The organism is Pseudomonas sp. B3G-3, from assembly GCF_028640915.1.
In the GTDB taxonomy this organism is placed as follows: Bacteria; Pseudomonadota; Gammaproteobacteria; order Pseudomonadales; family Pseudomonadaceae; genus Aquipseudomonas; species Aquipseudomonas chlororaphis_I.
Genome location: NZ_JAQZAB010000057.1, coordinates 144,923 through 163,779 on the forward strand (window position 1 = coordinate 144,923; position 18,857 = coordinate 163,779).

Here is an 18,857-nt window from a genome sequence, read left to right on the forward strand (position 1 = left end):
CGAGGTTTCTTCGCGGTGATGTTGGGTGCATCAGTCGAGCGTCAAGCGGGTGGGCTGCGATAACAGCCCGGCTTTGGGCGGAAAGTCTCGGCTCCTTTTTTCCAGTAGCAGAGCGCTCAGCCGTCGTGACTCTGTGGTCAGCGGCGGCATTATACATAGGTAGCTGGCAAAACGCCGACGGTTCATATGCAACCGCTCTCGTCCATTGGTCTAAAGGTCGCAGGCGGGGCGGCGGCGTAGAGTCCTGCGCAGTGCTCGAGTTTGGCGCTTTTCCCTTTGCTTTCAGGCTTGTAGGCCACGAACTGCGCCGCCTTCACGGTAGATGAGTGGAACATGAGGTTCCCGTCCAGATTCAACTGGGGTACGCTCGAACGCAGCCAGATGTTCAATCCACACAACGGAGTTCAGCATGGGATACAAGAAGATTCAGGTTCCGGCAGTCGGCGACAAAATCACCGTCAACGCAGACCATTCTCTCAATGTTCCTAACAACCCGATCATCCCTTTCATCGAAGGTGATGGTATTGGCGTTGATATCAGCCCGGTCATGATCAAGGTTGTCGATGCTGCTGTTAAGAAGGCCTACGGCGGCGAGCGCAAAATCTCCTGGATGGAAGTCTATGCCGGCGAGAAAGCAACTCAAGTGTACGACCAGGACACCTGGCTCCCTCAGGAAACCCTGGACGCAGTCAAGGATTACGTAGTTTCCATCAAGGGCCCGCTGACCACTCCGGTAGGTGGCGGTATCCGTTCCCTGAACGTGGCCCTGCGTCAGCAGCTTGACCTGTATGTGTGCCTGCGCCCGGTGCGCTGGTTCGAAGGCGTGCCGAGCCCGGTGAAGAAGCCTGGCGATGTCGACATGACCATTTTCCGTGAGAACTCGGAAGACATTTACGCCGGTATCGAATGGAAGGCCGGCTCCGCCGAAGCCACCAAGGTCATCAAGTTCCTCAAAGAAGAAATGGGCGTCACCAAGATCCGTTTCGACGAAAACTGCGGTATCGGCGTCAAGCCGGTTTCCCTGCAGGGCACCAAGCGCCTGGCGCGCAAGGCGCTGCAATATGTGGTCGACAACGATCGCGATTCGCTGACCATCGTGCATAAAGGCAACATCATGAAGTTCACCGAAGGTGCCTTCAAAGAGTGGGCCTATGAAGTGGCGGCGGAAGAGTTTGGCGCGACGCTGCTCGATGGCGGCCCGTGGATGCAGTTCAAGAACCCGAAAACCGGCAAGAACGTGATCGTCAAGGACGCCATCGCCGATGCGATGCTCCAGCAGATCCTGCTGCGTCCGGCCGAATATGACGTGATCGCGACCCTCAACCTGAACGGCGATTATCTGTCCGACGCACTGGCTGCCGAAGTAGGCGGGATCGGTATCGCTCCGGGCGCCAACCTGTCCGACACCGTGGCCATGTTCGAGGCGACCCACGGTACGGCGCCAAAGTACGCGGGCAAGGACCAGGTGAACCCGGGTTCGCTGATCCTCTCCGCGGAAATGATGCTGCGTCACATGGGCTGGACCGAAGCGGCTGACCTGATCATCAAGGGCACCAACGGTGCCATTGGTGCCAAGACCGTGACCTACGACTTCGAGCGCTTGATGGAAGGCGCCACGCTGTTGTCGTCGTCGGCATTCGGCGATGCGCTGATCTCGCACATGTAAGCAGTACGCATCAAAACGAAGCGGCCGGTTCAAATGATTGAACCGGCCGTTTTTTTATGACTGTTTTTTAGGGTTGGATCTGGATACAGGTGTTTCAGCTCAGGACCGTTTCCTGCTGGGGGGAGGCTGCGGCGGAGGCATTCTGGGTCTTGATGGAGTTGATCTTCACCGCGTGCAGGCCCTTGGGCCCTTGGGTGATCTCAAAACTCACGGCCTGTCCGGCTTTCAAGGTTTTGTAGCCTTCCATCTCGATGGCCGAGTAATGGGCGAAAAGGTCGTCGCTCTTGCCCTCCTCATTAATGAAGCCATAACCCTTGGCGTTGTTGAACCACTTGACCTTGCCGCTTGCCATGCTCATATCCCTCTGCAACAGACTCCATCACTGGAGTATCATCCTGTTAATCCGTACCGAAATCCGCAATATAGGATTGACTGTACGGACCTTTATTACCCAATGTGGGCTCTATTGGTTGTAACACCGTTTTGCCGATAGTCAAGGTGACCCGGCGGTCGGAGTTGAAATCCCCCCAGAGCGCCCCCACCACTGTATTTGCACAACTAACGAACCTTTCTTTCCATGCATGCAATCAGCCAGATTCGACTAACATTCAATCAGGATCGCCCGGATTTCCAAGACGACGATTCCGCTGGCTTGGCTGTACAGGAAGCTAAGCCGACGTTGCAGGCTCCGCCGATGTACAAGGTGGTTTTGTTCAATGATGACTACACACCGATGGATTTCGTCGTCGAAGTGCTCGAGGTGTTTTTTAACCTGAATCGCGAGCTGGCGACCAAGGTAATGCTGGCCGTTCATACAGAAGGACGGGCAGTATGTGGATTGTTTACCCGCGACATCGCCGAGACCAAGGCCATGCAGGTCAACCAGTACGCCAGGGAAAGCCAGCATCCGCTACTCTGTGAAATCGAGAAGGACGGTTAACGCCGACCACTTGGGTATGAGGTGAAGCTATGTTAAACCGCGAGCTCGAAGTCACCCTCAATCTCGCCTTCAAAGAGGCTCGTTCGAAGCGTCATGAGTTCATGACCGTCGAGCACCTCTTGTTGGCTCTTTTGGATAATGAGGCCGCCGCCACCGTTTTGCGTGCCTGCGGAGCAAACCTCGACAAACTCAAGCATGACCTGCAGGAGTTCATCGACTCCACCACGCCGCTGATTCCCGTGCATGACGAGGATCGCGAAACCCAGCCAACCCTGGGCTTCCAGCGTGTACTGCAGCGTGCTGTCTTCCATGTGCAGAGCTCGGGCAAGCGCGAAGTGACTGGCGCCAATGTGCTGGTTGCGATCTTCAGTGAGCAAGAGAGTCAGGCGGTGTTCCTGCTGAAACAGCAGAGCGTTGCCCGTATCGATGTCGTCAATTACATCGCCCATGGCATCTCCAAGGTGCCCGGGCATGGCGATCATTCTGAAGGTGAACAGGATATGCAGGACGATGAAGGCGGTGAGTCTTCCTCTTCAGGTAATCCGCTGGATGCTTATGCCAGCAACCTCAATGAACTGGCGCGCCAAGGGCGTATCGACCCGTTGGTGGGGCGTGAGCAGGAAGTCGAGCGTGTGGCGCAGATTCTTGCGCGCCGGCGCAAGAACAACCCGCTGCTGGTAGGCGAGGCCGGTGTAGGTAAAACCGCGATCGCCGAAGGTCTGGCCAAACGCATCGTCGATAGCCAGGTGCCTGATCTGCTGGCCAGCAGCGTGGTGTACTCCCTGGATCTCGGTGCATTGCTGGCGGGTACCAAATACCGCGGCGATTTCGAGAAACGCTTCAAGGCGTTGCTGGGCGAGTTGAAGAAACGTCCGCAGGCGATCCTGTTCATCGACGAGATTCACACCATCATTGGCGCCGGTGCGGCGTCCGGTGGGGTGATGGACGCCTCGAACCTGCTCAAGCCGCTGCTTTCTTCGGGCGACATCCGTTGCATCGGTTCGACCACCTTCCAGGAATTTCGTGGAATTTTCGAGAAGGACCGGGCCTTGGCTCGCCGCTTCCAGAAGGTCGATGTATCCGAGCCTTCGGTAGAAGACACCATTGGTATTCTGCGTGGCCTCAAGGGGCGTTTCGAGCTGCACCACGGCATCGAGTACAGCGATGAGGCATTGCGTGCCGCCGCCGAACTGGCGTCGCGCTATATCAATGACCGGCATATGCCCGACAAAGCGATCGATGTGATCGACGAGGCGGGCGCCTATCAGCGTCTGCAGCCGTCTGACAAGCGCGTCAAGCGCATCGAGGTGGCTCAGGTCGAGGATATCGTGGCGAAAATTGCGCGAATTCCGCCGAAACACGTCACCAGTTCCGACAAGGAGCTGCTGCGTAACCTCGAGCGCGACCTGAAGTTGACAGTATTCGGCCAGGATGCAGCGATCGACTCGCTGTCGACCGCGATCAAGCTGTCCCGTGCCGGCCTGAAATCGCCAGACAAGCCTGTCGGTTCGTTCCTGTTCGCCGGACCTACCGGTGTCGGTAAGACCGAGGCCGCGCGGCAGTTGGCCAAGGCGCTGGGCATCGAGCTGGTGCGTTTCGACATGTCCGAGTACATGGAGCGCCACACCGTATCGCGTCTGATCGGTGCGCCTCCAGGTTATGTCGGTTTCGACCAGGGCGGTTTGCTGACCGAAGCGATTACCAAGCAGCCTCACTGCGTATTGCTGCTCGATGAAATCGAAAAGGCACACCCGGAAGTCTTCAACCTGCTGCTGCAGGTGATGGACCACGGTACCTTGACCGATAACAACGGGCGCAAGGCGGATTTCCGCAACGTGATCGTGATCATGACCACTAACGCAGGCGCCGAAACGGCAGCTCGGGCTTCCATCGGGTTCACTCATCAGGATCACTCTTCCGATGCCATGGAAGTGATCAAGAAGAGCTTCACGCCGGAATTCCGTAACCGTCTGGACACCATTATCCAGTTTGGTCGCCTCAGTCATGAGGTCATCAAGAGCGTGGTGGACAAGTTCCTTACCGAGCTGCAGGCGCAGTTGGAGGACAAGCGCGTTCAGCTGGAAGTCACCGATGCGGCCCGCAGCTGGCTGGCGGCAGGTGGTTACGATGTGACCATGGGCGCTCGTCCTATGGCGCGCCTGATCCAGGACAAGATCAAGCGTCCGCTGGCGGAAGAGATACTCTTTGGCGAACTGGCCGAACATGGCGGTGTGGTGCACATCGACATCAAGGATGGCGAGCTGACCTTCGAGTTCGAGACCACCGCAGAAATGGCCTGACTGGCCACAATGAAAAAGGCGCCGCAAGGCGCCTTTTTTATATCTGTTCTGTCTTTATATCTGTTCTGTCGGCATGCAGGGCAAATCGCAGGCAAACAAAAACGCCCGGCATGAGCCGGGCGTCTTGTATTGACTTGCTTAGCGAGCGCGGTAAGTGATGCGCCCTTTGCTCAAGTCATAGGGCGTCAGTTCGACGCGCACTTTGTCACCGGTAAGAATACGAATGTAGTTCTTGCGCATCTTGCCGGAGATATGCGCGGTTACGACGTGCCCATTTTCCAACTCCACACGAAACATGGTGTTGGGCAGGGTGTCGACGACAGTGCCTTCCATTTCGAAGCTGTCTTCTTTCGACATGCAGTAAAGCCCTCGGTGTCCAGTGAATGGCCCGGTGCAACTGCGCCAGGCAAAAGCGGCGTGCATTGTGCCCGAAAAGTGGGGTTCAAGCCAAGGGCTTCTAGTTCAGGATGACCCATCTCTGGTTGATCAGCAGCTCAATGGGCCGATATTGGGTCTTGTAGTTCATCTTTTTGCAGTTCTTGATCCAGTATCCGAGGTAGACCGCGTCCAGGCCCAGGCGCAAGGCCTCGCCGATTTGCCACAGAATGGCGTAGCGACCGAGGCTGCGACGCTCTTCATCGGGTTCATAGAAGGTGTAGACCGCGGAAAGGCCATTGGGCAGCAGGTCGGTGACGGCCACGGCGAGCAGGCGCCCATCGAGGCGAAACTCGTAGAACCTGGAGAAGGGCAGGTCGCGCACCAGAAAAGTCGAGAACTGATCGCGGCTGGGCGGGTACATGTCGCCATCGGCGTGGCGTTGTTCGATATAACGCTGGTAAAGGTCGAAATACTCTTCGCTGAACCCCGGTTTGACAGGTTGGACCTTCAGGTCGGCATTGCGTTTGAGAATGCGTTTTTGCTGACGATTGGGTACAAACTGCGCGGCAGGAATGCGGGCAGGAACACAGGCATTGCAGTTCTGGCAATGCGGCCGGTACAGATGGTCGCCACTGCGACGAAAGCCCATTTCCGACAGGTCTGCGTAGACATGCACATCCATGGGCTGACTAGGATCGAGGAACAGCGTGGTCGCCTGTTCTTCGGGCAGGTAGCTGCAAGAGTGGGGTTGAGTGGCATAAAACTTCAAACGCGCCAACTCGGTCATGAATCAACCCTCGGGATTAGCTTTGAATTAAGTGTAAGCCACACCGGCAAAACCCGCCTAGGAAACCCATATGGCGCGGCTGGGCTGGTCCAGATGGCGCTGCAGATAGCCGGCGAACTCCTGGCGTGGAATGGCGCGGGCGCCCAGGCTGTGCAGGTGGTCGGTGGGCATCTGGCAGTCGATCAGGGCAAAGCCCCATGCCTGTAAATGTTGGACCAGCGTGACGAAACCGAATTTCGACGCATTGTCGGCCCGGCTGAACATCGACTCACCGAAAAACAGCTGGCCCATTGCCAGTCCATACAGTCCACCTACCAGTGCCCCCTGATCCCAGACTTCGACCGAATGGGCATGGCCGCGCCTGTGCAACTCGAGGTAGGCATTCTGCATTGATTCGGTGATCCAGGTGCCGTCGGCATAAGGGCGTGGCGCCGCGCAGGCGCTGATGACCGCGGCAAAATCCTGATCGAAGGTGACCTGATAGCGTTGCTGGCGCAGTAGTTTGCCCAGGCTGCGGGATACATGCAGTTCGTCTGGAAATAACACGGTGCGCGGGTCGGGTGACCACCAGAGGATGGGCTGGCCTTCGGAAAACCAGGGGAAACAGCCGTGGCGATAGGCCTGGATCAGCCGGTCGGCCGACAGGTCGCCGCCGGCGGCCAACAGGCCGTTGGGGTCGCGCAGGGCCTTTTCCAGTGGGGGAAAGTCGAAGTTGTTGCGTTGTAACCAGGTCAGCATGGCATTCAGACTTGCGGAAGGGGAGGGCGGTGGCGGGCCTGCAAGGCCCGCCGCAAGCGTAGGTCGGGAGGTCAGTTGTCGTCGAGGAATTTCTCCGCATCCAGGGCCGACATGCAGCCCGCGCCCGCGGAAGTGACGGCCTGGCGATACACATGGTCGGCCACATCGCCCGCGGCGAACACGCCCGGGATGCCGGTGGCCGTGGCGTCGCCTTCGCTGCCGCCCTTGACCAGCAGATAGCCGTCGCGCATTTCCAGCTGGCCCTTGAACAGGTCCGTATTGGGCTTGTGGCCGATGGCGATGAAGACGCCGGTCAGCGCCAATTCCCGGGTTTCTCCGCTGAGGCTATCGCGCAGGCGGGCGCCGGTGACGCCGCTGGCATCGCCCAACACTTCGTCGAGATTCTGGTTCCAGTGCAGGCGGATATTGCCCTTGGCGGCTTTGTCGAACAGCTTGTCCTGGAGGATTTTCTCCGCGCGCAGCTTGTCGCGCCGGTGCACCAGGTGCACCTCTTTGGCGATGTTGGAGAGGTACAGGGCTTCCTCCACGGCGGTGTTACCGCCGCCGATCACGGCAACTACTTGATTGCGATAGAAAAAGCCGTCGCAGGTAGCGCAGGCCGAGACACCCTTGCCGGCGAAGGCTTCTTCGGAGGGCAGGCCCAGGTACTGGGCCGATGCGCCGGTGGCGATGATCAGTGCATCGCAGCTGTAGACGCCGCTGTCACCCTTGAGGATAAAGGGTCGCTGCTGCAACTCCGCGGTATGGATGTGGTCGTAGACGATCTCGGTGTCGAAGCGTTCAGCGTGTTTTTGCATGCGTTCCATCAGCACCGGGCCGGTCAGGCCCTCGACATCGCCAGGCCAATTGTCGACTTCGACAGTGGTGGTCAACTGGCCGCCCGCTTGCAGGCCGGTGATGACGGTCGGTTTGAGGTTGGCGCGGGCGGCATAAACGGCAGCGCTGTAACCGGCAGGGCCGGAGCCCAGAATGATCAGGCGTGAATGCTTCGCTTCGGTCATAAAAACACCTCATAAGCCTTTGTCACAAAAGAGAATGCGTGCTCAAATTGAATACTGCGTAAAGTGTTCCTGACTTATGCTACACCCAGTATTGAGCAGCGTGGCACGGCGCTTACAAACCCGTACAATGCGGATTTGCACGCCTATATGGAATACATCGGCATTGCACGCAGCAGCTCTTACAGTTTCGCAATGCGTGGGCAGAATGTTAAAAGTAGCCCCAGTTACGCTCGTCAACTTTTTTACCTGCTCGGATTGGGCAGTATTTTTTAGTCGATCAACAGTTGGACGCGCCCATGGCGCAGGAAAAGACGCGTTTTGAAGAAATCCACCGCAGCACCTAAAACAGTAGTCCCACTCTGGCGCCAGCAATTGCATTACCGCCTCAAGGAAGGTGCGTTGATCGCCATTGGGGCTTTGTGCCTGTTTCTGATGATGGCATTGCTGACATATGGCAAAGACGATCCGGGCTGGAGCCATAACAGCAAGATCGAAGATGTGCAGAACTTCGGTGGTCCTGCCGGTTCTTACAGCGCCGATATCCTGTTTATGGTGTTGGGTTACTTTGCCTATATCTTCCCGTTGTTATTGGCGATCAAGACTTATCAGATCTTCCGTCAACGCCATGAGCCGTGGCAGTGGAGCGGTTGGCTGTTTTCCTGGCGCCTGATCGGCCTGGTGTTCCTGGTGCTGTCCGGTGCCGCGTTGGCGCATATCCATTTCCATGCGGCGACTGGCCTGCCGGCCGGCGCGGGCGGGGCGCTGGGCGAAAGCCTGGGCGACCTGGCCAAGAACGCACTGAACATCCAGGGCAGTACCCTGATGTTTATTGCGTTGTTCCTGTTTGGCCTGACCGTGTTTACCGATCTTTCCTGGTTCAAGGTCATGGATGTGACCGGCAAGATCACCCTCGACCTGTTCGAACTGTTCCAGGGCGCCGCCAACCGCTGGTGGGCGGCCCGTACCGAGCGCAAGCAGCTGGTTGCCCAATTGCGTGAGGTGGATGCCCGGGTCGACGAAGTGGTCGCTCCGACCGTCACCGACAAACGTGAGCAGGCCAAGGTCAAGGAGCGCCTGATCGAGCGCGAACAGGCCCTGAGCAAGCACATGTCCGATCGTGAGAAGCAGGTCCCGCCGGTGATCGCCCCGGCCCCGGTAAAAGCGCCCGAGCCAAGCAAGCGCGTGCAGAAAGAGAAACAGGTCCCGCTGTTCATCGACAGCGCGGTCGAAGGCACCTTGCCGCCTATCTCGATTCTCGATCCGGCGGAAAAGAAACAGCTCAACTATTCCCCCGAGTCGCTGGCCGCCGTCGGCCATTTGCTGGAAATCAAGCTCAAGGAGTTCGGGGTCGAAGTGTCGGTGGACTCCATCCACCCGGGCCCGGTGATTACCCGTTACGAAATCCAGCCGGCCGCCGGGGTGAAAGTCAGCCGTATCGCCAACCTGGCCAAGGACCTGGCGCGTTCGCTGGCGGTGACCAGCGTGCGGGTGGTGGAAGTGATTCCCGGCAAGACCACCGTGGGTATCGAGATTCCCAACGAAGACCGGCAGATCGTGCGCTTCTCCGAAGTGCTGTCGACCCCGGAATACGACAACTTCAAATCCCCGGTCACCCTGGCCCTGGGCCACGATATCGGCGGCAAGCCGATCATCACCGACCTGGCGAAGATGCCTCACCTGCTGGTGGCCGGTACCACCGGTTCCGGTAAGTCGGTAGGTGTGAACGCGATGATCCTGTCGATCCTGTTCAAGTCCGGCCCGGAAGACGCCAAGCTGATCATGATCGACCCGAAAATGCTCGAGCTGTCGATCTACGAAGGCATCCCGCACCTGCTGTGCCCGGTGGTGACCGACATGAAGGACGCCGCCAACGCCCTGCGCTGGAGCGTGGCCGAGATGGAGCGGCGCTACAAGCTGATGGCGAAGATGGGCGTGCGTAACCTGTCGGGCTTCAACGCCAAGGTTAAAGAAGCGATCGAAGCCGGTACGCCGCTGACCGACCCGCTGTACAACCGCGAAAGCATCCACGACGAAGCGCCGCTGCTGACCAAGCTGCCGACCATCGTCGTGGTGGTCGACGAATTCGCCGACATGATGATGATCGTCGGCAAGAAGGTCGAAGAACTGATCGCGCGGATCGCCCAGAAAGCCCGTGCCGCGGGGATCCACCTGATCCTGGCGACCCAGCGGCCGTCGGTAGACGTGATCACCGGCCTGATCAAGGCCAACATCCCGACCCGCATGGCGTTCCAGGTATCGAGCAAGATCGACTCGCGGACCATCATCGACCAGGGTGGTGCCGAACAGCTGCTGGGTCACGGTGACATGCTCTACATGCCGCCGGGCACCAGCCTGCCGATCCGTGTCCATGGGGCCTTCGTCTCCGACGATGAAGTGCACCGGGTGGTGGAAGCCTGGAAGTTGCGTGGCGCGCCGGAGTACAACGACGACATCCTCAACGGTGTCGAAGAGGCCGGTAGCGGCTTCGACGGTGGCGGCGGCGGTGGCGACGGTGACGACGCCGAGACCGACGCGCTGTACGACGAAGCGGTGCAGTTCGTCCTCGAGAGCCGCCGGGCGTCGATTTCCGCGGTTCAGCGCAAGCTCAAGATCGGCTACAACCGCGCGGCCCGCATGATCGAAGCCATGGAAATGGCCGGGGTGGTGACCGCCATGAACACCAACGGCTCCCGCGAAGTGATAGCGCCGGGTCCGATGCGCGACTGACAATGACCCGATACAGGCGGCGCGACCCTGCGCCGCCGGTTTTTTCCACGAATCTAATGAGGACTCCCATGCGTCTTATCCGCATGTTGCTGGTACCGGTACTGGCTTTAACGACACTGTCGGCCCATGCCGATCAGAAAGACGTGGCGCGCCTGACCCAGTTGCTCGAAAAGTCCCAGACCCTGACCGCGCGTTTCTCGCAGCTGACCCTCGACGGCAGCGGCACCCAGCTGCAGGAAACCGCTGGTGACATGGCACTCAAGCGCCCGGGCCTGTTCTACTGGCACACCGATGCACCGCAGGAGCAACTGATGGTCTCCGACGGCAAGAAGGTTTCCCTGTGGGACCCGGACCTGGAACAGGTCACCATCAAGACCCTGGACCAGCGCCTGACCCAGACTCCGGCCCTGTTGCTGTCGGGCGATGTGTCGAAAATCAGCGAAAGCTTCGATATCAGCGCCAAGGAAGCCGGTGGCGTGGTCGACTTCATCCTCAAGCCGAAAACCAAGGACACCCTGTTCGACAGCCTGCGCCTGTCGTTCCGCAACGGCCTGGTGAATGACATGCAGCTGATTGACAGCGTTGGCCAGCGCACCAATATCCTGTTCACCGGGGTCAAGGCCAACGAGCCGATCGCTGCTTCCAAGTTCAAGTTCGACATCCCCAAGGGTGCCGACGTGATTCAAGAATAAGTCGACGCCAAGAGGTTTCAATCGTCCGCCATGGATCTGTTTCGCAGTGACCCGATCGCCCAACCCCTGGCCGCGCGCTTGCGCCCGGCCAACCTGGACGAGTACGTCGGTCAGGAGCATGTGCTCGCCCGCGGCAAGCCTCTGCGTGAAGCGCTGGAGCAGGGGGCCCTGCACTCGATGATCTTCTGGGGGCCGCCGGGGGTGGGCAAGACCACCCTGGCGCGGCTCCTGGCGAAAGTCTCGGATGCGCACTTCGAAACGGTCTCGGCGGTGTTGGCCGGGGTCAAGGAGATCCGCCAGGCGGTGGAAATCGCCAAGCAGCAGGCGGCCCAGTACGGGCGCCGGACCATCCTGTTCGTCGACGAAGTGCACCGTTTCAACAAGTCCCAGCAGGATGCCTTCCTGCCTTACGTTGAAGACGGCACCCTGATTTTCATCGGTGCGACCACCGAGAACCCGTCCTTCGAGCTGAACAACGCACTGTTGTCCCGGGCCCGGGTGTATGTGCTCAAGAGCCTCGACGAAGCCGCACTGCACAAGCTGGTGCAGCGGGCTCTGACTGAAGAGCGCGGTCTGGGCAAACGCCAGCTGAGCCTCAGTGACGAAGGCTTCCAGATGCTCCTGGCGGCGGCGGACGGCGATGGCCGGCGCCTGCTCAACCTGCTGGAGAATGCCTCCGATCTCGCCGAAGACGGCACGGAAATCGGTGTCGAGCTGCTGCAAAGCCTGCTGGGCGATACCCGTCGGCGTTTCGACAAGGGCGGCGAAGCCTTTTACGACCAGATTTCGGCGCTGCACAAGTCGGTCCGTGGTTCCAACCCGGACGGCGCCCTGTACTGGTTCGCGCGGATGCTCGACGGTGGTTGCGACCCGCTGTACCTGGCACGGCGCGTGGTGCGCATGGCCAGCGAAGACATCGGCAACGCCGACCCACGGGCGCTGAGCCTGTGCCTGGCCGCCTGGGATGTGCAGGAGCGCCTGGGCAGCCCCGAAGGCGAGCTGGCGGTGGCCCAGGCCATCACCTACCTGGCCTGCGCGCCGAAAAGCAACTCCGTGTACATGGGCTTCAAGGCCGCCATGCGCAGCGCCGCCGAACATGGTTCGCTGGAAGTGCCGCTGCACCTGCGCAATGCGCCGACCAAACTGATGAAGCAGCTGGGCTACGGCGACGAATATCGTTATGCCCATGATGAGCCGGATGCCTACGCGGCCGGTGAAGACTACTTTCCCGAGGCGCTGGAGCCGCAGCCGTTCTATCAGCCCGTGCCCCGTGGCCTGGAACTGAAGATCGGCGAGAAGCTCAAGCATCTGGCGGAGCTTGACCGGACCAGCCCCAAGCAGCGGAGAAAGCCGTGATCCCATTGATCGTTGCTGTCTCGGTGGGCGGTGTTGCCGGCACCCTGTTGCGCTTTGCCACCGGTAACTGGATCAGCGCCAATTGGCCGCGGCACTTCTATACCGCGACGCTGGCCGTTAATATCGTGGGCTGCCTGCTGATCGGCGTGCTGTACGGCCTGTTTCTGATACGCCCGGAGGTGCCCATCGAGGTGCGTGCCGGGTTGATGGTGGGCTTCCTTGGCGGCCTGACGACTTTTTCATCCTTTTCACTGGATACGGTGCGTCTGCTGGAAAGCGGACAGATACCGCTGGCCCTGGGCTATGCGGCCATCAGCGTATTCGGCGGGCTGCTCGCGACCTGGGCCGGCCTGTCCCTGACCAAACTTTGATAAACGAGAGACCGACATGCTCGATTCCAAACTGTTACGTAGCAACCTTCAGGACGTAGCGGACCGCCTGGCATCCCGTGGCTTTGCCCTGGATGTAGCACGCATCGAAGCGCTGGAAGAACAGCGCAAGACCGTCCAGACCCGCACCGAGCAACTGCAGGCCGAACGTAACGCGCGCTCCAAGTCCATCGGTCAGGCCAAGCAGCGCGGCGAAGACATCGCGCCGCTGATGGCTGATGTCGAGCGCATGGCGGGCGAGTTGGCGGCCGGCAAGGTCGAGCTGGACGCCATTCAAACCGAGCTGGATGCGATCCTGCAGGGCATCCCGAACCTGCCTCACGAATCGGTGCCGGTTGGCGACGACGAAGACGGTAACGTCGAGGTGCGCCGCTGGGGCACGCCGACGGCGTTCGACTTCCCGATCCTCGACCACGTCGCCCTGGGTGAAAAACATGGCTGGCTGGACTTCGAGACCGCGGCCAAGCTGTCGGGCGCGCGTTTTGCCCTGCTGCGCGGGCCGATCGCCCGTCTGCACCGCGCCCTGGCGCAGTTCATGATCAACCTGCACACCAGCGAGCACGGCTACGAAGAGGCCTACACCCCTTACCTGGTGCAGGCACCGGCGTTGGTGGGGACCGGCCAGTTGCCGAAGTTCGAAGAAGACCTGTTCAAGATCAGCCGTGAAAACGAAGCCGATCTGTACCTGATCCCGACCGCCGAAGTGTCGCTGACCAATATCGTGGCCGGCGAGATCCTCGATTCGAAGCAACTGCCGATCAAGTTCGTCGCCCACACCCCGTGCTTCCGCAGCGAAGCCGGTTCGTCGGGCCGCGACACCCGCGGCATGATCCGCCAGCACCAGTTCGACAAGGTCGAGATGGTCCAGATCGTCGAGCCATCGACTTCCATGGAAGCCCTGGAAGGCCTGACTGCCAACGCCGAGAAAGTCCTGCAACTGCTGGAGCTGCCTTACCGCACCCTGGCGCTGTGCACCGGCGACATGGGCTTCAGCGCGGTCAAGACCTACGACCTGGAAGTGTGGATCCCGAGCCAGGACAAGTACCGCGAGATTTCGTCGTGCTCCAACTGCGGCGACTTCCAGGCCCGTCGCATGCAGGCGCGCTTCCGCAACCCGGAAACTGGCAAGCCGGAACTGGTGCACACCCTGAACGGTTCCGGCCTGGCGGTCGGTCGTACCCTGGTGGCGGTGCTGGAGAACTACCAGCAGGCCGACGGTTCGATCCGGGTGCCTGAGGTGCTCAAGCCTTACATGGGCGGCCTCGAGGTCATCGGCTAAATGGAATTTCTGCCGCTGTTTCATAACCTGCGCGGCAGTCGTGTGTTGGTGGTCGGCGGCGGGGAGATTGCCTTGCGCAAATCCCGCCTGCTGGCCGACGCCGGTGCGCTGCTGCGGGTAGTTGCACCTGAAGTGGAACCCCAATTGCGCGAGCTGGTCACGGCCAGCGGCGGCGAATGCCGGTTGCGCGGTTATCTCGAGGCGGACCTGGACGGCTGCGTGCTGATCATCGCCGCCACCGACGACGAACCGCTCAATGCCCAGGTCTCCGCCGATGCTCATCGGCGTTGTGTGCCGGTCAATGTGGTGGACGCGCCGGCCCTGTGCAGCGTGATCTTCCCGGCGATCGTCGACCGTTCGCCGCTGGTGATCGCCGTCTCCAGCGGTGGCGATGCGCCGGTGCTGGCGCGCCTGATCCGGGCCAAGCTGGAAACTTGGATCCCCTCGACCTACGGTCAGTTGGCCGGCCTGGCTGCGCGTTTTCGCAATCAGGTCAAAGGCCTGTTTCCGGACGTGCAGCAGCGTCGTGCCTTCTGGGAAGACGTGTTCCAGGGACCGATCGCCGACCGGCAGCTGGCCGGGCAGGGCGAGGAGGCCGAGCGCTTGCTGCAGGCCAAGATTGCCGGCGAAGCGCCCCATGCGCCGGGCGAGGTGTATCTGGTGGGGGCGGGGCCGGGCGATCCGGACCTGCTGACCTTCCGCGCCTTGCGCCTGATGCAGCAAGCCGACGTGGTGCTCTACGACCGCCTGGTAGCGCCGGCGATTCTCGAACTGTGCCGTCGCGATGCCGAGCGGGTGTATGTCGGCAAGCGCCGCGCCGATCACGCCTTGCCCCAGGAGCAGATCAACCAGCAACTGGTGGACCTGGCCAAGCAGGGCAAGCGCGTGCTGCGTCTGAAAGGGGGCGATCCGTTCATCTTCGGCCGTGGCGGCGAAGAGATCGAAGAGCTGGCGGCCCAGGGCATTCCGTTCCAGGTGGTGCCAGGGATTACCGCGGCCAGCGGCTGTGCGGCCTATGCCGGGATTCCGCTGACCCATCGTGACTATGCGCAGTCCGTGCGTTTCGTCACCGGGCACCTGAAGGATGGCACCACCGATCTGCCCTGGGCCGACCTGGTCGCGCCTGCACAGACCCTGGTGTTCTACATGGGCCTGGTGGGCTTGCCGGTGATCTGCGAACAACTGATCCAGCATGGCCGTTCGGCGGACACGCCGGCCGCCTTGATCCAGCAGGGCACGACCTCCAACCAGCGGGTGTTCACCGGCACCCTGGCGGACCTGCCGAAGCTGGTGGCGGAGCATGAAGTGCATGCGCCGACCCTGGTGATCGTCGGCGAAGTGGTGCAGCTTCGCGAGAAGCTCGCCTGGTTCGAAGGCGCGCAGTCGCAGGTCTGAACAGCATCGCGGGCAATCTCACTCCTGCACAGAACATCTCTTCTGTAGGAGCGAGGCTTGCCCGCGATAGCGATCTCAAGAACGATCGCTCTCCTGAGTTATTGCTTGTTGCCTTGCCAAACCCCACGCCCGCTCAAACGCTCGCGATCATGCGCTGCATCGAAGTCCTGCACCGGCCCTTTCGGCACGATGCCGGTCGGGTTGATGGTGCGGTGGCTGGCGTAGTAGTGCCCCTTGATATGGGTGAAGTCCACGGTTTCGGCGATCCCCGGCCACTGGTACAGCTCTCGCAGCCAGTTCGACAGGTTCGGATAGTCGGCGATCCGCCGCAGGTTGCACTTGAAGTGACCGTAATACACCGCGTCGAAGCGAATCAGCGTGGTGAACAGGCGGATGTCCGCTTCCGTCAGGTATTCGCCGGCCAGGTAGCGTTGGCCGGCCAAGCGCTGTTCCAGCCAGTCGAGTTCGGCGAACAGATCGTCGAAGGCCGCTTCGTAGGCTTGCTGCGAAGTAGCGAAGCCGGCGCGATACACACCGTTGTTCACCGCCGGATAGATGCGCGCGTTCAATTCGTCGATTTCGCGGCGTAGCGGTTCCGGGTAGAAGTCCAGGTCGTTGCCGTTCAAGTCATCGAAAGCGCTGTTGAACATGCGGATGATTTCCGCCGATTCGTTGCTGACGATGCGTTTCTGCTGGGTGTCCCAGAGCACGGGCACGGTGACGCGGCCGGTGTAGTCGCGGGTATCGGCGGTGTAGCGCTGATGCAGGAAATCCAGGTGGTCCAGCTTGTCGCCGCTGGAGCCCAGGGTCCGGTCGAAAGTCCAGCCTTGTTCCAGCATCAGCCAGCTAACCACTGACACATCGATCAGGCTTTCCAGGCCCTTGAGCTTGCGCAGGATCAGCGTGCGGTGCGCCCAGGGGCAGGCCAGGGAGACATACAGATGATAACGGCCGGCTTCCGCGCGAAAGCCGCCTTCGCCACTAGGGCCGGGTTTGCCGTCGGTGGTCACCCAGTTGCGGCGTTGCGCCTGTTCGCGCTGGAAGGCGCCGTCTTTGCTGCTTTCGTACCACTGGTCGTGCCAGCGTCCTTCAATCAGCAGGCCCATGAAAAAGCTCCTCGGTCAGTGTGCATTGGCGTGCAGTTTAATCCGAGGAGTTCGAACGAATTACGCAAAAGTCGGGCGGTTATGATCGGTTAAATCGATCTGTTGCGAGCGTCCCAGTATTGCCGAGCCTGCTCGAACGCCTGCTCCCGCGGCACGCCGAGCCCGCGCAGGGCGAGGGCCATGGTGGCGATCAGCGCCAGTTGCGGGTAGCTGTCCTGCACATCGCCGCGCCAGACGGCTTTCAGGTGCTCGGGATCGAGGGCTGCCGGTTTGACATGGCGCTGCTCGGACAGCGCCGGCCATTCCTCATCCCAGCTGACACCGCCAGTAGTGCCGTACAGATGGCTGGCGCTGTCCGGGTTGATCTCGATTTCGCCGCCGTCGCCCTTGATCACAATGACGTTGTCCCCCAGCAGCCCGCTGGCATCGCGGTGCACGCCCTGATAGCCGGGGTGGAAGATGCTTTGCAGGCCGCAGCGCGCGCCCAGCGGGTTGAGGATGCGCGCCAGGGAGTGGATCGGCGAGCGCAGGCCCAGGGTGTTGCGCAGGTCGATCATGCGCTGCAGTTGGGGCGCCCAGTCGCCCAGGGGGATAAAGGCCAGGTTGCCCTGGTCCAGCGCCTTGCCTACCGCCTGCCAGTCGCGGCACAGCGGGATGTGCAATTGTTCCAGCAATTGCTCGGTGTACAGCCGGCCGGCGGTGTGGGCGCCACCGCCGTGCAGCAGGATGCGCACGCCGTTCTGTGCCAGGCACTTGGCGGCCAGCAGGAACCAGGGCAGGTGGCGCTTTTTGCCGGCGTAGCTGGGCCAGTCCAGGTCGACCTTGATCGGTGGCGCCTGCAGTCGCTCGCGCAGGGCCTCGGTAAAGCCGGCCAGTTCCTCGGGGCTTTCTTCCTTGTGCCGCAACAGCATCAGGAAGGCGCCGAGCTGGGTGTCCTCGACCTTGTCGTCGAGCAGCATGCCCATGGCTTCGCGGGCTTCTTCACGGGTGAGGCTGCGGGCGCCGCGTTTGCCTTTGCCGAGAATGCGCACGAACTGCGCGAAAGGATGCTCGGCGGGCGTTTCGGTGGTCAGCGAGGTGAAATCGGTCATAGGCAATTGGTCGGCTTGGGCAGGCCCGCCAGCTTGGCGGCAAGTTTGGCGGGAGTGCCTTTGAACAGTCGGTTGAGGTGCAGGCTGTTGCCCTTGTCCGGGCCCAGCTTCAAGGCGGTGTATTTGATCAGCGGGCGTGTCGCGGGCGACAGCTGGAACTCTTGATAGAAGCCGCGCAGCAGCTCGAGGATTTCCCAGTGCTCGGGCGTCAGCTCGATCTGTTCCGCCGCGGCCAGGGCATCGGCCACCTCGCTGGACCAGTCGTCCAGTTCCACCAGGTAGCCGTCCTTGTCCAGGGCGATGGTGCGTTCGCCGACAGTCAGTGCATTCATAACCAGCTGTTGACCTTGTCGTAGTGGATCGACAGCGCGACGAACCCCGGGTAATCGACGCTGGTGGCCCAGGCTGGAACTTCCAGGCCTCGGGCCTGGTGGTCTTCCGCCAGGACGTAGAGCGCCAGCGCCTCCCCGCGTGCCTGCAAGGCCGCCAGCGGTGCGCTGCCAGGCTGCAGGGCGTACACCGCGTCGCCACACAGGAGAATGGCATCCTGCGCGCCAAGCAGGCGCAGGCAACTGGTCAGCCGGGAGTCGGTGAAGGGCGAGTGGGACAGCACGTGCAAGGTCGACATCAGAGGGTGATCACCTGGTCAAAACGGTCAATAAGTGCGCCGAGTTCGGCCGGGGCCAGGACCTGCACCTCGTCCAGGTTCAGCGCGGCCGGGTCGAGGCCACGTTCCGCCACGCTGGCGCCACAGGCGAACACCTGCTCCACACCAAACAACGACAGGGCCTGCAGATTGGCGCTGAGATCCTTTTGCTGCACGGCGGCGGCTTGTTGCCCGGGGGCGAGCTGAAACACGCCGTCGTCGAGAAACAGCAGGCCGATCGGCAAGTCGAAGGCGCCGCCGGCCAGCACGATATCCAGTGCCTCGCGGGCGCCGGGGCCGGACCAGGGCGCCTGGCGGCTGATAATCAACAGGGATTGCGCCATG

The 18,857-nt window shown here is 61.0% G+C and carries 19 protein-coding genes; 9 read left to right on the forward strand and 10 right to left on the reverse strand.

From position 1 onward, the window contains the following. Positions 1–409: 409 nt before the first annotated feature. Positions 410–1,666, forward strand: a complete 1,257-nt coding sequence (gene icd, locus PVZ80_RS01780) for an NADP-dependent isocitrate dehydrogenase (protein WP_007929208.1) — start codon at positions 410–412, stop codon at positions 1,664–1,666. Between the two features lie 94 nt (positions 1,667–1,760). Here the strand turns inward: icd and cspD are convergent, their stop codons facing one another. Then, the gene (gene cspD / locus PVZ80_RS01785) at positions 1,761–2,018 is read right to left on the reverse strand and encodes a cold shock domain-containing protein CspD (protein ID WP_009049775.1); all 258 of its coding nucleotides are present in this window, start codon (positions 2,016–2,018) and stop codon (positions 1,761–1,763) included. Positions 2,019–2,243: 225 nt separating this feature from the next. Here cspD and clpS point away from each other — a divergent pair, with 225 nt between their 5' ends. Then, a complete protein-coding gene (gene clpS / locus PVZ80_RS01790) occupies positions 2,244–2,606 on the forward strand; it encodes an ATP-dependent Clp protease adapter ClpS (protein WP_009044582.1) in 363 nt (120 codons plus the stop codon). Positions 2,607–2,635: 29 nt separating this feature from the next. Next, on the forward strand, positions 2,636–4,906 hold the full coding sequence (clpA, locus tag PVZ80_RS01795) for an ATP-dependent Clp protease ATP-binding subunit ClpA (RefSeq protein ID WP_009049774.1): 2,271 nt from the start codon (positions 2,636–2,638) through the stop codon (positions 4,904–4,906). 138 nt (positions 4,907–5,044) lie between these two features. On the opposite strand, the gene infA is transcribed toward clpA, so the two are convergent. From infA to trxB, 4 genes are all read right to left on the reverse strand, one after another. Then, entirely contained in the window at positions 5,045–5,263 is a 219-nt protein-coding gene (infA, locus tag PVZ80_RS01800) for a translation initiation factor IF-1 (protein WP_002553999.1), read from the reverse strand. Positions 5,264–5,363: 100 nt separating this feature from the next. After that, positions 5,364–6,071: an arginyltransferase gene (locus tag PVZ80_RS01805; protein ID WP_007929216.1), complete on the reverse strand. Its 708-nt coding sequence runs from the start codon at positions 6,069–6,071 to the stop codon at positions 5,364–5,366. A 57-nt stretch (positions 6,072–6,128) separates the two neighbouring features. Next, the gene (gene aat / locus PVZ80_RS01810) at positions 6,129–6,809 is read right to left on the reverse strand and encodes a leucyl/phenylalanyl-tRNA--protein transferase (protein WP_041986226.1); all 681 of its coding nucleotides are present in this window, start codon (positions 6,807–6,809) and stop codon (positions 6,129–6,131) included. 71 nt (positions 6,810–6,880) lie between these two features. After that, positions 6,881–7,831, reverse strand: a complete 951-nt coding sequence (gene trxB / locus PVZ80_RS01815) for a thioredoxin-disulfide reductase (protein ID WP_273863358.1) — start codon at positions 7,829–7,831, stop codon at positions 6,881–6,883. Positions 7,832–8,149: 318 nt separating this feature from the next. Here trxB and ftsK point away from each other — a divergent pair, with 318 nt between their 5' ends. From ftsK to cysG, 6 genes are all read left to right on the forward strand, one after another. Continuing rightward, positions 8,150–10,558 carry a DNA translocase FtsK gene (gene ftsK / locus PVZ80_RS01820; RefSeq protein WP_009049771.1) on the forward strand — a complete coding sequence of 803 codons (2,409 nt, stop codon included), beginning with the start codon at positions 8,150–8,152 and terminating at the stop codon, positions 10,556–10,558. Between the two features lie 68 nt (positions 10,559–10,626). Then, on the forward strand, positions 10,627–11,250 hold the full coding sequence (gene lolA, locus PVZ80_RS01825) for an outer membrane lipoprotein chaperone LolA (protein ID WP_007929220.1): 624 nt from the start codon (positions 10,627–10,629) through the stop codon (positions 11,248–11,250). A 30-nt stretch (positions 11,251–11,280) separates the two neighbouring features. After that, complete coding sequence (locus tag PVZ80_RS01830) at positions 11,281–12,606, forward strand: replication-associated recombination protein A (RefSeq protein ID WP_273863359.1); 1,326 nt, start codon at positions 11,281–11,283, stop codon at positions 12,604–12,606. Beyond that, positions 12,603–12,977, forward strand: coding sequence for a fluoride efflux transporter CrcB (gene crcB, locus PVZ80_RS01835; RefSeq protein WP_016701881.1), 375 nt, complete (start codon positions 12,603–12,605; stop codon positions 12,975–12,977). Before PVZ80_RS01830 ends, crcB begins: the two co-directional genes overlap by 4 nt. A gap of 16 nt (positions 12,978–12,993) precedes the next feature. Continuing rightward, positions 12,994–14,274 carry a serine--tRNA ligase gene (gene serS, locus PVZ80_RS01840; protein ID WP_009049768.1) on the forward strand — a complete coding sequence of 427 codons (1,281 nt, stop codon included), beginning with the start codon at positions 12,994–12,996 and terminating at the stop codon, positions 14,272–14,274. Beyond that, positions 14,275–15,669, forward strand: a complete 1,395-nt coding sequence (gene cysG / locus PVZ80_RS01845) for a siroheme synthase CysG (protein ID WP_053269441.1) — start codon at positions 14,275–14,277, stop codon at positions 15,667–15,669. Positions 15,670–15,767: 98 nt separating this feature from the next. Here the strand turns inward: cysG and PVZ80_RS01850 are convergent, their stop codons facing one another. From PVZ80_RS01850 to tusC, 5 genes are all read right to left on the reverse strand, one after another. After that, a complete protein-coding gene (locus tag PVZ80_RS01850; RefSeq protein WP_053269440.1) occupies positions 15,768–16,775 on the reverse strand; it encodes a glutathione S-transferase family protein in 1,008 nt (335 codons plus the stop codon). Positions 16,776–16,864: 89 nt separating this feature from the next. After that, the gene (locus PVZ80_RS01855) at positions 16,865–17,866 is read right to left on the reverse strand and encodes a glycosyl transferase family protein (protein WP_016701878.1); all 1,002 of its coding nucleotides are present in this window, start codon (positions 17,864–17,866) and stop codon (positions 16,865–16,867) included. Continuing rightward, positions 17,863–18,198 carry a TusE/DsrC/DsvC family sulfur relay protein gene (locus PVZ80_RS01860; RefSeq protein ID WP_103331610.1) on the reverse strand — a complete coding sequence of 112 codons (336 nt, stop codon included), beginning with the start codon at positions 18,196–18,198 and terminating at the stop codon, positions 17,863–17,865. The genes PVZ80_RS01855 and PVZ80_RS01860 overlap by 4 nt, the downstream gene beginning before the upstream one ends. Then, on the reverse strand, positions 18,195–18,494 hold the full coding sequence (tusB, locus tag PVZ80_RS01865) for a sulfurtransferase complex subunit TusB (RefSeq protein ID WP_009049763.1): 300 nt from the start codon (positions 18,492–18,494) through the stop codon (positions 18,195–18,197). The genes PVZ80_RS01860 and tusB overlap by 4 nt, the downstream gene beginning before the upstream one ends. Further along, positions 18,494–18,856, reverse strand: coding sequence for a sulfurtransferase complex subunit TusC (tusC, locus tag PVZ80_RS01870; RefSeq protein WP_009049762.1), 363 nt, complete (start codon positions 18,854–18,856; stop codon positions 18,494–18,496). The genes tusB and tusC overlap by 1 nt, the downstream gene beginning before the upstream one ends. Between the last annotated feature and the right edge of the window lies 1 nt (position 18,857).

Excerpts from the sequence above, each read along its gene's own strand:
- icd (WP_007929208.1), top strand. The coding sequence starts at position 410 with ATGGGATACAAGAAGATTCAGGTTCCGGCAGTCGGCGACAAAATCACC.
- cspD (WP_009049775.1), bottom strand. The coding sequence starts at position 2,018 with ATGGCAAGCGGCAAGGTCAAGTGGTTCAACAACGCCAAGGGTTATGGC.
- clpS (WP_009044582.1), top strand. The coding sequence starts at position 2,244 with ATGCATGCAATCAGCCAGATTCGACTAACATTCAATCAGGATCGCCCG.
- clpA (WP_009049774.1), top strand. The coding sequence starts at position 2,636 with ATGTTAAACCGCGAGCTCGAAGTCACCCTCAATCTCGCCTTCAAAGAG.
- infA (WP_002553999.1), bottom strand. The coding sequence starts at position 5,263 with ATGTCGAAAGAAGACAGCTTCGAAATGGAAGGCACTGTCGTCGACACC.
- PVZ80_RS01805 (WP_007929216.1), bottom strand. The coding sequence starts at position 6,071 with ATGACCGAGTTGGCGCGTTTGAAGTTTTATGCCACTCAACCCCACTCT.
- aat (WP_041986226.1), bottom strand. The coding sequence starts at position 6,809 with ATGCTGACCTGGTTACAACGCAACAACTTCGACTTTCCCCCACTGGAA.
- trxB (WP_273863358.1), bottom strand. The coding sequence starts at position 7,831 with ATGACCGAAGCGAAGCATTCACGCCTGATCATTCTGGGCTCCGGCCCT.
- lolA (WP_007929220.1), top strand. The coding sequence starts at position 10,627 with ATGCGTCTTATCCGCATGTTGCTGGTACCGGTACTGGCTTTAACGACA.
- PVZ80_RS01830 (WP_273863359.1), top strand. The coding sequence starts at position 11,281 with ATGGATCTGTTTCGCAGTGACCCGATCGCCCAACCCCTGGCCGCGCGC.
- serS (WP_009049768.1), top strand. The coding sequence starts at position 12,994 with ATGCTCGATTCCAAACTGTTACGTAGCAACCTTCAGGACGTAGCGGAC.
- cysG (WP_053269441.1), top strand. The coding sequence starts at position 14,275 with ATGGAATTTCTGCCGCTGTTTCATAACCTGCGCGGCAGTCGTGTGTTG.
- PVZ80_RS01850 (WP_053269440.1), bottom strand. The coding sequence starts at position 16,775 with ATGGGCCTGCTGATTGAAGGACGCTGGCACGACCAGTGGTACGAAAGC.
- PVZ80_RS01855 (WP_016701878.1), bottom strand. The coding sequence starts at position 17,866 with ATGACCGATTTCACCTCGCTGACCACCGAAACGCCCGCCGAGCATCCT.
- PVZ80_RS01860 (WP_103331610.1), bottom strand. The coding sequence starts at position 18,198 with ATGAATGCACTGACTGTCGGCGAACGCACCATCGCCCTGGACAAGGAC.
- tusB (WP_009049763.1), bottom strand. The coding sequence starts at position 18,494 with ATGTCGACCTTGCACGTGCTGTCCCACTCGCCCTTCACCGACTCCCGG.
- tusC (WP_009049762.1), bottom strand. The coding sequence starts at position 18,856 with ATGGCGCAATCCCTGTTGATTATCAGCCGCCAGGCGCCCTGGTCCGGC.